Genomic DNA, 12,467 nt, shown 5'->3' on the forward strand with positions numbered 1-12,467 from the left:
CCCAAAGAATATCATTCTGGGGGATAAGAGAACATTAACGTCCCAATGCTTTGTTTATTAACCCAGTGGCAATGTTACAACCATTGGGTTTTGATATTTCTGAGTGTGCGCAATCTACCAACTCTACGGTTATTCTGTCGGAGCATTTTAGCTGGTCGATAAAGTATTTTTCATCGTTGGAGAAAAACAACGACGTAGGTTTTACTGATTTCACATCCAGGTAATCGCGGATACGTGAACCAAAGATGCAAATAAAATGCTGAACGGGTAAATTTCTATCATTAGAAAGTCGCCAGGCTACTGTCGCGCCGATACTGAATCCAACCAGTATCACTGGAGTGTTGATATATGTAAGGGTATCCCTTACTTTGCATGTGTATTTATCTATTGATGAAACGTTATGGAAATATTCGTACATCGCCTCTTGATTATTTGGAGTTTCATTTTCTTTTTCGTAAGGGGAAATGAATGATACATCACCACTTAAACGTTCCGCAATTAATTTTGCGTGTTCTGAAATTCCATGGATATCCGTTAAAAATATAAATTTCATTTAATTATCATTGGGTTGGTTTAGTGTAATATTAACATACATGAGTTAGTTATATAACTAAATTGATGTTGTTTGATTTGTTGAATAATAAGTTGTTGTAGTTAGTCCCATGTTAATATATTATTTTTTGTTGTTATGAATTCAATTGAAGTGAGTTTTCATTATCTCTTCACTTTTAATTCATTATAAGTATAAAAAATTCTAAATTGTTAATAGTTATTACCTTAATAACACCCGGCTTATCCATTGCCAGGTCATGAGGTTATTGCTGTTCTGTTTAACTGTCAACTAATGATTTTTTTATCAGCCTTACAGATTATATTTACTGGAAATCGTACTTTGAAAGCACAAATTATTATTCAGTCCGCAGCACAACGACCTGATTTAAAAGATGCCGCTGATGAGATTATTTATCATAACTGGCCTTATGTTTATGCAGAATTCTCCAATGGGAGATGAGTATTGGGACGAACTATTTAAGCCAGACTTTAGCCATTTTCAACAATTTGCTATTTTACAGCAAGGGGAAAAACAGCGGTTAATTGGTGTTGCTAATTCAGTGCCTTTCCCTTGGGAAGGAGGTTCATTGGAACAACTGCCGGATAGTGGCTGGGATGAAGTTTTACGCCGAGGTATGCTTGCCCGTGGAAAGACGGGGACGAAAATGTTGTCGGCATTATCAGTAACGGTATCTCCTGAATTTCGGGGTAAGAATTTACCGGCATTGCTTATTGGTGGTTTAAAGCAAGTGGCGATTAAAGTCGGGTTGAAAGGATTGGTTGTTCCTGTCAGACCAACGTTGAAGAAGAACTACCCATTACAGGATTTCTCACAATACTGTGAATGGAAAAATGATAACAATGAACCTTTTGATCCATGGATTCGGGCACACTGGCGGCTGGGAGCGAGGATTATTCAACCTGCCATGCGCTCAATGTATATCGATGCTACGCTTGAAAAATGGCAGGAATGGACAGGCATGAAATTCCCGCAAAGTGGTCAGTATGTTATTCCTGGTGGTTTAGTGTCGTTGGTAGTGAATGTACAACAACAAACAGGCTATTACATTGAGCCCAATTTATGGATGTTTTACAGCCTGAATGCTTAATCTATTAACCGCTCAGGATGAGTATAAACCGTCGCCCTGCCGGGCTTGCAAAAGCCAGCCAGTGTCAGATTACATCGATCAGCGACTTCTACAGCCAGTGAAGTTGCTGCTGAAACGGCAAACAGAATTTCAACACCACAGGTGGCAGATTTTTGTACCATTTCATAGCTGGCGCGGCTGGATACCAGAGTAGCACCTTGCTGCCAGCCTGTTTTTGCTTTCATTCCCAACATCTTGTCCAACGCAACGTGACGGCCTACATCTTCGCACCCCCCCAATAACTCACCTTTTGGACTGATCCAACTTGCCGCATGAGTACAACCGGTCAGTGCGCCAATATCCTGAACATGAATCAATTGGGAAAGGGCATAATCAAGATGGCTTAATGAAAAGGTTTGAGTGAAAGGCAGTGGGATAATTGGACGAAAAATATCAGAAAGTTGTTCTGTACCGCAGATCCCGCACCCCGTCCGTCCTGCCATATTGCGCCTGCGCTCTTTTAACCCAGCAAAGCGGCGGCTGGAAAGCTCTATTTGCAGCTCAATTCCGCCACGACAATTGACGAGAATATCAACGCCCCGAATTTCTTGTTGAGATTCAATAATGCCTTCAGACAGTGAGAACCCAATAGCGAAATATTCGAGATCTTTGGGACTGGCCATCATCACAACATGTGAGATACCGTTGTAGACCAAAGCCACAGGAATTTCTTCTGCAACCCAATCGGCTTTGAGTGTATTGAGCTGATACTTTTGTTGCACATTCGTTTGTTTTGCACCTTCAATCACATCAAATTGCAACAACTTCCCTGATCTTGTGTTATGCATTAAATAAATTACCTAATAGTGTTGCTACATAATAATGTGGAAAAAAGAGTCTATACTCTTTGTCAGACAATGAATCTGATCACGCTACGGAAAGTGATTAATAATAGAGAACACATTCAAGATTTTTCCCGTGAGGGAATGGATGGTTGTTTAAGACAATGTGAATGAGGAGATCCCCCATGCAAGTCAGCAGAAGGCAGTTCTTTAAGATCTGCGCTGGCGGTATGGCGGGTACGACGGTGGCAGCGTTGGGCTTTGTTCCAACCGCAGCTCTTGCACAAACACGTAGCTATAAACTATTACGTGCGCGTGAAACCCGAAATACCTGTACGTACTGCTCTGTCGGTTGTGGACTGTTGATGTACAGCCTTGGCGATGGCGCAAAAAATGCGAAAGAAAGTATTTTCCATATTGAGGGTGATCCAGATCATCCGGTGAATCGAGGCGCACTTTGCCCTAAGGGTGCGGGTCTGATTGACTTTATCCACAGCGAAAGTCGTCTGAAATATCCAGAATACCGTGCTGCTGGTTCTGACGAATGGCAACGTATCTCTTGGGATGAGGCATTTGATCGCATCGCTAAGTTAATGAAAGCCGATCGTGATGCTAATTTTGTTAAAACCAACAAAGAGGGTGTTACAGTCAACCGGTGGCTAACAACAGGGATGCTATGTGCATCCGCTTCCAGTAATGAAACAGGCTATTTGACTCAAAAGTTTAGTCGCGCTCTCGGCATGCTCGCCGTAGACAACCAGGCGCGTGTCTGACACGGACCAACGGTAGCAAGTCTTGCTCCAACATTTGGTCGCGGTGCGATGACCAACCACTGGGTTGATATTAAGAACGCGAATCTGATTGTCGTGATGGGGGGTAATGCAGCCGAAGCGCATCCGGTGGGATTTCGCTGGGCAATGGAAGCGAAAATCCATAATAACGCCAGGTTAATCGTGATCGATCCACGTTTTACCCGTACAGCATCTGTAGCGGATTTCTATACGCCAATCCGTTCCGGTACTGATATTGCCTTCTTGTCAGGTGTAATTTTATACCTGCTAACCAACCATAAGATTAACCGTGAATATGTTGAGGCGTACACCAACGCCAGTCTTATCGTGCGTGAAGATTACTCGTTTGATGATGGTTTATTCAGTGGTTATGATGCAGAAAACCGTAAATATGACAAAACCAGCTGGAATTACGCACTGGATGAAAACGGCTTTGCCAAACGAGATATCACACTGAGTCATCCACGCTGTGTATGGAATCTGTTAAAAGAGCATGTTAGCCGCTATACGCCTGATGTCGTCAGTGATATTTGCGGCACGCCAAAAGACGATTTCCTGAAAGTCTGTGAATATATTGCAGAGACTTGCGTTAAAGACAAGACCGCTTCCTTCTTGTATGCACTGGGCTGGACTCAACACTCAGTTGGTGCACAGAACATCCGTACTATGGCAATGATTCAACTGCTGCTAGGCAACATGGGTATGGCTGGTGGCGGAGTTAACGCATTGCGTGGTCACTCGAATATTCAGGGATTGACTGATTTGGGGTTGTTGTCGCAGAGCTTGCCGGGATACCTGACACTACCGTCAGAGAAACAGACCGATTTGCAAACTTACTTACAGGCAAATACACCGAAACCCTTGTTGCCAGGTCAGGTTAACTACTGGGGTAATTATCCGAAATTCTTTATCAGTCTGATGAAGAGCTTTTATGGTGGTAACGCTCGTCAGGATAACGATTGGGGTTTTGACTGGTTGCCTAAGTGGGACAAAAGTTATGACGTCCTGCAATTTTTCGAAATGATGTCGAAAGGTGAAGTGAACGGCTATATTTGTCAGGGCTTTAACCCGGTTGCTTCATTCCCGGATAAAAACAAAGTGGTTGATGCACTGTCAAAGCTGAAATTCCTAATCACTATTGACCCACTTAATACTGAAACATCCACTTTCTGGCAGAACCACGGTGAATTTAACGACGTTGATTCAGCTAAAATTCAGACAGAAGTTTTCCGTCTGCCGTGTTGCTGTTTTGCAGAAGAAAATGGCTCGATTGTTAACTCTGGCCGCTGGTTGCAATGGCACTGGAAAGGAGCTGATGCGCCGGGAGAAGCTATCGGTGATGGCGAAATCCTCTCTGGTATCTTCAAACGTATGCGGGATATGTATCGTGCAGAAAGAGGAGTATTACCAGAGCAGGTGCTGAATATGACTTGGGATTACTTCAACCCGGACAGTCCTACATCGGAAGAGGTAGCTCAGGAGAGTAATGGCCGGGCACTAGTTGATCTGATTGATGCTGATGGCAAAGTTATGGTGAAGCAAGGTCAGCAATTGACCTCTTTTGCCCAGCTACGTGATGACGGCACTACCGCCAGTGGTTGTTGGATCTTTGCCGGAAGCTGGACGCCAGAAGGCAACCAGATGGCCCGTCGTGATAATTCTGACCCGTCAGGTTTGGGTAATACACTGGGTTGGGCTTGGGCGTGGCCGTTAAACCGTCGTATTTTGTATAACCGCGCATCGGCTGATCCGCAGGGTAAACCGTGGGATTCGAAACGTCAGTTATTGGCGTGGAGTGGGGCTAAATGGAATGGAGCTGATATTCCTGATTACAGTGTGGCTGCGCCTGAAACAGATGTTGGTCCGTTTATCATGCAGCCGGAAGGTATGGGGCGTCTGTTTGCGATTGATAAAATGGCAGAAGGTCCGTTTCCTGAACACTACGAGCCCTTTGAAACGCCGTTGGGTACCAATCCGTTGCATCCAAATGTGATATCTAACCCGGCTGCCCGTGTGTTCAAAAGTGACTTTGAGGCTATGGGGAAGGCGGATAAATTCCCCTATGTGGGAACCACTTACCGCCTGACTGAACATTTTCACTACTGGACAAAACATGCATTACTGAACTCGATTATCCAGCCTGAGCAGTTTGTGGAAATCGGTGAAAAACTGGCAGAGAAGAAAGGCATCAAACACGGAGATACTGTCAAAGTCAGTTCGAACCGTGGCTACATTAAGGCGAAAGCGGTCGTCACCAAACGTATTCGGACTCTGCATGTGCACGGACGTGAAGTGGATACTATCGGTATTCCCATTCATTGGGGTTTTGAAGGCGCGGCTAAAAAAGGCTTTATTGCTAATACGCTGACACCCTTTGTTGGTGATGCGAACACACAAACGCCTGAATTCAAAGCGTTTCTGGTTAATGTGGAAAAGGTATAAGGGGAAAAATTATGTCATTGCAAACTCAAGACATTATTCGTCGCTCTGCCACCCACTCTTTCACTCCTGCGCCCCGGGTGCGGGATGACCAGGAAGAAGTTGCGAAGCTGATTGATGTCACAACGTGTATTGGTTGTAAAGCTTGTCAGGTGGCCTGTTCCGAATGGAACGATATCCGTGATGAAATCGGTTATAACGTGGGTGTTTATGATAACCCGGCTGATTTAACCGCTAAATCATGGACCGTGATGCGCTTTTCGGAAGTTGAAGAGAATGGCAAGCTGGAGTGGCTTATCCGCAAGGATGGTTGTATGCACTGTGCTGATCCGGGCTGCTTGAAAGCTTGTCCGGCGGAAGGTGCGATCATCCAGTATGCTAATGGGATTGTTGATTTCCAGTCAGAACACTGTATTGGTTGTGGTTACTGTATCGCGGGTTGCCCGTTCAATGTGCCGCGTATTAACAAAGAGGACAACCGGGTATACAAATGTACCTTATGTGTTGACCGCGTTGGTGTCGGTCAGGAGCCTGCTTGTGTGAAAACCTGTCCGACCGGTGCAATCCATTTTGGCAGTAAAAAAGCGATGAAAGATTTGGCTGCTGAACGGGTCACTGAGTTGAAAGGCCGTGGTTATGAGAATGCTGGCCTGTACGATCCGGCAGGGGTTGGGGGTACTCATGTGATGTATGTGTTGCACCATAGTGATAAACCTCAGTTATATCATGGCCTACCGGATAATCCGTCTATCAGCCCGACAGTCACCTTCTGGAAAGGTATTTGGAAGCCTCTGGCTGCGGTGGGGTTTGCGGCGACATTTGCTGCCAGTCTCTTCCATTATGTGGGTATTGGTCCGAATCGTGTAACTGAGGAAGATGAAGAGGATGCACGTTGTGATACGGAATCTTCACCGAAATCAGTGAATGGGGAGGAGCGGAGATGAAAAAGAGGAAGGATATTATTATCCGTCACTCACCGGTTGAGCGGGTAAACCACTGGGCAGTAGTACTCTGTTTTCTGTTTACCGCCATCAGTGGATTGGGGTTCTTTTTCCCATCATTTAACTGGTTGATGAATATTTTCGGTACACCTCAATTGTCACGGATTTTACATCCGTTTGCTGGCTCTGTGATGTTTGTTTTGTTTATCTTTATGTTTTTCAGATACTTCAAACATAACTTTATCGATAAAGACGACATTGTATGGCTGAAAAATATTCGTAAGATTTTGAGAAATGAGGAAGCCGGTGATATCGGTCAATACAACTTGGGTCAGAAAGGTGTCTATTGGTCTATCAGTGTCTGTCTGATATTGCTGGCCGTCAGTGGTATTATTATCTGGCGTCCATATTTTGCTGATTTCTTCTCTATCCCGGTTATCCGTGTTGCTCTATTGGTTCATTCAATGTCAGCCATTGGTTTGATCTTGACCATTATTATTCATGCTTATGCGGCATTCTGGGTGAAAGGTTCTGTCCGGGCTATGGTTGAAGGTTGGGTGACTCGCGGGTGGGCGAAGAAGCATCATCCACGTTGGTATCGTGAAGTGATGAAACAGGAGAGACAGGAAGATAAGCTCTGATATATAATAATCAAGGCAGAGTAGTTATATTCTGCCTATTACTCATCAAGTTTGAGCAATACAGGAAATTATTAAAATAAAAATGGTATCAAATATTTCGATACCATTTATTATATGCCCAGTTCTTAAAAAAACAATATCCATATGATTATCTTTAAAGGTGTCCTGACTGGCTTGTGATTTATTTTACACCCAGTTCGATAATTGAATATAACTCATTTATATTTTTAGTGTTTTTAATAACAAGCCCTGCTTGGTCAGCCAGATATTCGAATTCAGTCAAGTAACGCTCTTTTCCTGATAATAGTACATCCATTGTAATATCTGTAGATTTTATTCTTTCTGATTGCGATTTTTTTATTAATCCTATCAATAAAATAGTTGCATCATTGTCCATCGCTTTTCGACAATTTTTTAAAATTAATATTGAATCATTATCAGACCAATTATGGATAACATTCTTTAAAATATATAAATCGTAACCTGAAGGAATTGATTTAAAAAAATCTCCATCTATAAACTCTATATTTTCTGAAACAGGAATTTCATTATATATATCTAATACAGCGTAATGTTTTCCTTTCACCTTTTCGCTAATTCTTATTAAAAGATTTCCTTCTCCTCCTCCAAGATCTAATATTCTGTTGTATTGGCTAAGATCATAAATATCAAGCAGTTTTCCAATTATTTTGTCTGAGTTTTTTGACATAAAACGATCAAAGTTTGATTTAAGTAATTGATTACTTTTCAAATAATCAAAGAATGGTTTTCCATGTGCTATTTCAAATGCGGGTTTGCTATTATTTTCAAGTAGGGATTTTGAATACATTAACCAAGCGTGCCAAAACTCTGGGCTAATCTCACATTTTGTCATGAGTGATTCCATACTTTCAGGATTGGCAAGTGCACTGCATTCATCAGAAAGCGCGACTCTATCGTTGTTGCCAACTAATACCCCTATTTCGATTAAGAAATCACATAATCGGCTAAGGCGGGAATGATCAATACCAGATTTATGGGAAAGTTCGTTGATATCGATATAAGCTCCATCTTTAAAGTGAACTGATAATCCTGTATCAACAAAAGCATAAATTACGGCTGATTTTCTATATGATGTAATCAGATCGATTAGCATAGCGTTATCCTTATATCTTCATATTTATAGAGAAATGAAGTATTTTCTCAAATATACATTACCTATAGTTTATTTTATTCCTAGTTGGATAATTGAAGATGATTCATCTATATCTTTAGTATCTTGAATGACAAGCCCGGCTTGGTTAGCTAAGTATTCGAATTCATTCAATAAACGTTCTTTTCCTGAAAATAGTACATCCATTAATATGTCTAAAAATATAACCATTCTGGATTGTGACTTTTTCGTATAGTTTATCAATAAGACAGTTGCACCGTTATCCATTGCCTTTCGGCAATTTTCCAAAATTAATATTGCATCATTATCAGACCAATCATGAATAATATTCTTTAAAATATATAAATCATAACCTGATGGAACTGACTTTAGAAAATCTCCATTTATAAACTCTATATTTTCTGAAACAGGAATTTCATTATATCTGTCCAATACAGCGTAGTGTTTTACTTTTACTTTTTCTCTGATTTTTATCAAAAGATTTCCCTCTCCACCTCCAACGTCTAATATTCTGTTGTATTGACTAAAATCATAAATATCAAGTAACTTTTCAATTATTCTGTCTGAGGTTTTTGACATTGCGGAGTCAAAAATTGATCTGGCTAATTTATTGTTATCAAAATATTCAAAGAATGGTTTTCCATGTGCTATTTCAAATGCCGATTTTCCATCATTTTCAAGTAAGGATTTGGGGTACATTGACCAAACGTTCCAGCAATCTGGGCTGAGTTCCCACTTTATAAATAATGATTCCATACTTTCAGGATCGGCAAGTGCACGGCATTCATCAGAAAGTGCAACTTTATCGTTTTTGTTCACTAATACCCCTACTTCAATTAAGAAATCACATAATCGGTTAAGGCGAGAATGATCAATACCAAATTTATGAGAAAGATCACTGATATCGATATAGGCCCCATCTTTAAAATGGACCGATAATCCTGTATCAACAAAAGCGTAAATTGCAGCTGATTTTCTATATGAGGTAATAAGTTCGACTAGCATTGAGTTATCCTTTATGTCTTTATATTATAAAGAAATGAAGTGTTTTATCTAAAGTCCAGGAAGTGCCATTACGACTGATTGGATATTTTTACTAAAATGTGATTATTAGCTTTGTTATTTTTTCCTGGTGATATAGTGAAGATCTAATTCTCTTTACTTGATAATTGTTTAACTTAATTTGAACACGTGTTTGAGTTAGGCTATTAACTATCAGACTATCTTAAATCTGATAAAAAGAAATGATGAAGATCACAATTGGCAGAACATAACCTGCTCGCTGAATATTATTTTAATACGTATATGTTACATTGATATAAAATGAAAATTGGCATCGAAGATTATGATGCCAATTTATATATGAATTTCTTAGTAATGCAATATCCATATAATCATCTTTGGAAGTAATCTGTAACTACCTATAATTTACTTTACCTTTAGCTCAATAGTTGAAAATGTTTCATCTATATCTTTACTATCTTTAATGGTGAGCCCTACTTGATTAGCCAGGTATTCGACTTCATCCAAATAGCGCTCTTTCGATAAAAATAGCATATCCATGAATATGCTCATAGAGTTAGCTATTGGGGATTGAGGTTTTTTCATCATGCTTATCAATAATATAGTTGAGTCATCATCCATTGCTTTTCGGCAATTATTTAAAATTGATATTACGTCATTATCACTCCAATTATGGATGATATTCATTAAGATATATAAATCATAACCTGATGGAATAGATTTCATAAAATCTCCATTTATGAAATCTATATCTTCTGAAACAGGAAGTTCATTATATCTATCTAATACAGAATAATGTTTTCCTTTTACTTTTTCATTAATGCTTTTCAGAAGATGTCCTCTTGCGCCTCCAACATCTAACATTCTGTTATATTTATTAAAATCATAAACATCAAGCAAATTTTTAATTAATGTATTAGAGTTTTTTGTCATTAGAGCATCGAAATCTGCTCTGAGTGATTTATTATCCGCTAGATGTTCAAAAATTGTCTTTCCATATACCATTTCAAATGCTGATTTACCATTGTTTTCACGTAGAGATTTTGAATACATTACCCAAGAGTTCCAATGTTCTTGGTTGGTTTCATATTTTATCATTAATGACTCTAGACTTTCAGGGTCGGTAAGTGCACTGCATTCGTCAGAAAGTGTTATTCCGTGATTGTTGCTAACCAATACTCCTATTTCAATTAAATAATCACATAATTGATTAAGGCGAGATTTGTCAACGCCAGATTTATGGGAAAGCTCGTCTATATCTACGTAGGCCCCATTTTTAAAGTGATCAGATAATCCTGTATCAACAAAAGCGTAAATTGCGGCTGTTTTTCTATGCGATGTAATCAGGTCGATTAGCATTGAGTTATCCTTTATGTGATTATTTTATAAATAAATTATATGTTTAATCTAAAGCCTAAAAATATCATTGTGACTAATTAGATATCTTTTAAACATATTTTAACCAAAATGTAATTATTAACTTTGCCATTTTTTCCTTATTAGGTGATGAGGTTTTAATTCGGCTTGTTTCCCAATTGGTTAACTCAATTTGATTGATCATAGTTAATTTATCCAATATAAAGCTAACACAACATTGAGGGGATCATAATTACATGAACAGAGCAGTAAATCAACAATGTATTATTAAAGTATTTCATCCATCCACCTTGATTACTCATTCTTAGGAGTGAGTTATTAACCAAAGATTATATTAAATCGAATAAAAATAAATGACGAAGATCACAATTAACTATTTTTGTTTTTTTAATCAAATGGCAGGAAATAACATAGTGGAATATTTTTTTTAAATTAATGTATGGAAAAAATTAATAATTATAAAACCTGAATAATTATAGGTGTTTTTAAATATATTGGTTGCTATTGAGTACACAGCTTCCAATATCATTACCTGAGTTTTTACCGTAATTTCCTAATTCTCTCTGTGGCTCAGAGCTTGCTTTTGATCTATGCTGAGTGCTAAAAACAGGCTTAAGGTTATTGTTAGCCTAAAAGCCGTAAAACAGATAACAGGAAGATAGAGCTTAATGAGTATTCGCATCGTTCCTAAAGAACAATTGAGCAAAGATCGTATCAATGAAAAAGCAGCAGATTATATCCCGCCACTGCTTTTTGCTAATCTGAAAAATCTCTATCAGCGCCGGGCTGAGCGTTTGCAACAATTGGCAACAGATAACCCATTTGCTGACTATCTTAACTTTGCAGCAGAAGTTGCTCAGGCCCAGCAAAAAGTGCTGCATGACAATCCATTGAAAATAGAGATAGTGGATATTCTGGAAAAATCTGCCGCTGAAGGTAAACCACCTCTGGATTGTAAAACATTTCCACGCACTAAGCATTGGCAAAAACTGTTTCACTCTCTGATAGCAGAATTGGCGCCGGATGCACCGGAACATGTCAGTGTCGCTCTGGATAATTTGGAAAAAGCGTCGGAGCAGGAGCTGGAACAGATGGCTGATGCTTTGCTGAAAAATGAATTCAGTAAAGTTAGCCCTGAAAAAGCACTCTTTATCTGGGCTGCACTTTCTTTGTATTGGGCACAAATGGCAAATCAAATTCCAGGAAAGGCGAGGGCAGAATATGGTGAGCATCGTCAATTTTGCCCGGTTTGCAGCAGTATTCCCGTCGCCAGTGTCGTTCAGATTGGCACAACCAACGGGCTGCGTTACCTGCATTGCAGCTTGTGTGAAAGTGAATGGCATATGGTACGGGTGAAATGCAGCAACTGTGAACAGACCCGTGATCTGAATTATTGGTCATTAAAGAGTGAGCAAGCCGCGGTGAAAGCGGAAAGTTGTGGTGATTGTGGCAGTTATCTGAAAATCCTCTACCAGGAAAAAGATCCAAAAATTGAGGCTACTGCTGATGATCTGGCTTCGTTGATCCTTGATGCCAAAATGGAAGAGGAAGGTTTTGCTCGCAGTAGCATCAACCCGTTCTTGTTCCCAAATGAGTAAGTGTTAATTTGACGGAATTGCC

The 12,467-nt window shown here is 39.8% G+C and carries 10 protein-coding genes; 5 read left to right on the forward strand and 5 right to left on the reverse strand.

Going from position 1 to position 12,467, the window contains the following annotated elements; all coding sequences use genetic code 11:
- Nucleotides 1–34: 34 nt before the first annotated feature.
- Nucleotides 35–553: a hypothetical protein gene (locus tag C5470_RS07920; protein WP_166287501.1), complete on the reverse strand. Its 519-nt coding sequence runs from the start codon at nt 551–553 to the stop codon at nt 35–37.
- 433 nt (nt 554–986) lie between these two features.
- Here C5470_RS07920 and C5470_RS07925 point away from each other — a divergent pair, with 433 nt between their 5' ends.
- Nucleotides 987–1,661 carry a transferase gene (locus C5470_RS07925; RefSeq protein ID WP_339916187.1) on the forward strand — a complete coding sequence of 225 codons (675 nt, stop codon included), beginning with the start codon at nt 987–989 and terminating at the stop codon, nt 1,659–1,661.
- Here C5470_RS07925 and fdhD read toward each other — a convergent pair.
- A complete protein-coding gene (fdhD, locus tag C5470_RS07930) occupies nt 1,658–2,488 on the reverse strand; it encodes a formate dehydrogenase accessory sulfurtransferase FdhD (RefSeq protein WP_166287505.1) in 831 nt (276 codons plus the stop codon). The two genes, C5470_RS07925 and fdhD, sit on opposite strands and share 4 nt — an antisense overlap.
- A gap of 179 nt (nt 2,489–2,667) precedes the next feature.
- Here fdhD and fdnG point away from each other — a divergent pair, with 179 nt between their 5' ends.
- The 3 genes from fdnG to fdoI are packed head-to-tail and all read left to right on the forward strand — an operon-like array spanning nt 2,668 to nt 7,294.
- Nucleotides 2,668–5,715, forward strand: coding sequence for a formate dehydrogenase-N subunit alpha (gene fdnG, locus C5470_RS07935; protein WP_166287508.1), 3,048 nt, complete (start codon nt 2,668–2,670; stop codon nt 5,713–5,715).
- A gap of 11 nt (nt 5,716–5,726) precedes the next feature.
- The gene (gene fdxH, locus C5470_RS07940) at nt 5,727–6,656 is read left to right on the forward strand and encodes a formate dehydrogenase subunit beta (protein ID WP_166287511.1); all 930 of its coding nucleotides are present in this window, start codon (nt 5,727–5,729) and stop codon (nt 6,654–6,656) included.
- Entirely contained in the window at nt 6,653–7,294 is a 642-nt protein-coding gene (gene fdoI, locus C5470_RS07945; RefSeq protein ID WP_036845367.1) for a formate dehydrogenase cytochrome b556 subunit, read from the forward strand. The genes fdxH and fdoI overlap by 4 nt, the downstream gene beginning before the upstream one ends.
- A gap of 181 nt (nt 7,295–7,475) precedes the next feature.
- Here the strand turns inward: fdoI and C5470_RS07950 are convergent, their stop codons facing one another.
- From C5470_RS07950 to C5470_RS07960, 3 genes are all read right to left on the reverse strand, one after another.
- Nucleotides 7,476–8,429, reverse strand: a complete 954-nt coding sequence (locus C5470_RS07950) for a methyltransferase (protein ID WP_166287514.1) — start codon at nt 8,427–8,429, stop codon at nt 7,476–7,478.
- 69 nt (nt 8,430–8,498) lie between these two features.
- Nucleotides 8,499–9,452, reverse strand: a complete 954-nt coding sequence (locus tag C5470_RS07955; protein ID WP_166287517.1) for a methyltransferase — start codon at nt 9,450–9,452, stop codon at nt 8,499–8,501.
- A 423-nt stretch (nt 9,453–9,875) separates the two neighbouring features.
- On the reverse strand, nt 9,876–10,829 hold the full coding sequence (locus tag C5470_RS07960) for a methyltransferase (protein WP_166287520.1): 954 nt from the start codon (nt 10,827–10,829) through the stop codon (nt 9,876–9,878).
- 686 nt (nt 10,830–11,515) lie between these two features.
- Here C5470_RS07960 and fdhE point away from each other — a divergent pair.
- Complete coding sequence (gene fdhE, locus C5470_RS07965; protein WP_166287523.1) at nt 11,516–12,445, forward strand: formate dehydrogenase accessory protein FdhE; 930 nt, start codon at nt 11,516–11,518, stop codon at nt 12,443–12,445.
- Nucleotides 12,446–12,467 lie beyond the last annotated feature (22 nt).

The sequence above is a fragment of the Photorhabdus stackebrandtii genome, from assembly GCF_011189495.1.
GTDB lineage: Bacteria > Pseudomonadota > Gammaproteobacteria > Enterobacterales > Enterobacteriaceae > Photorhabdus > Photorhabdus khanii.

What these genes read in the sequence shown, in the direction of transcription:
- C5470_RS07920 (WP_166287501.1), bottom strand. Translation starts at nt 553, where the DNA reads ATGAAATTTATATTTTTAACGGATATCCATGGAATTTCAGAACACGCA.
- C5470_RS07925 (WP_339916187.1), top strand. Translation starts at nt 987, where the DNA reads ATGCAGAATTCTCCAATGGGAGATGAGTATTGGGACGAACTATTTAAG.
- fdhD (WP_166287505.1), bottom strand. Translation starts at nt 2,488, where the DNA reads ATGCATAACACAAGATCAGGGAAGTTGTTGCAATTTGATGTGATTGAA.
- fdxH (WP_166287511.1), top strand. Translation starts at nt 5,727, where the DNA reads ATGTCATTGCAAACTCAAGACATTATTCGTCGCTCTGCCACCCACTCT.
- fdoI (WP_036845367.1), top strand. Translation starts at nt 6,653, where the DNA reads ATGAAAAAGAGGAAGGATATTATTATCCGTCACTCACCGGTTGAGCGG.
- C5470_RS07950 (WP_166287514.1), bottom strand. Translation starts at nt 8,429, where the DNA reads ATGCTAATCGATCTGATTACATCATATAGAAAATCAGCCGTAATTTAT.
- C5470_RS07955 (WP_166287517.1), bottom strand. Translation starts at nt 9,452, where the DNA reads ATGCTAGTCGAACTTATTACCTCATATAGAAAATCAGCTGCAATTTAC.
- C5470_RS07960 (WP_166287520.1), bottom strand. Translation starts at nt 10,829, where the DNA reads ATGCTAATCGACCTGATTACATCGCATAGAAAAACAGCCGCAATTTAC.
- fdhE (WP_166287523.1), top strand. Translation starts at nt 11,516, where the DNA reads ATGAGTATTCGCATCGTTCCTAAAGAACAATTGAGCAAAGATCGTATC.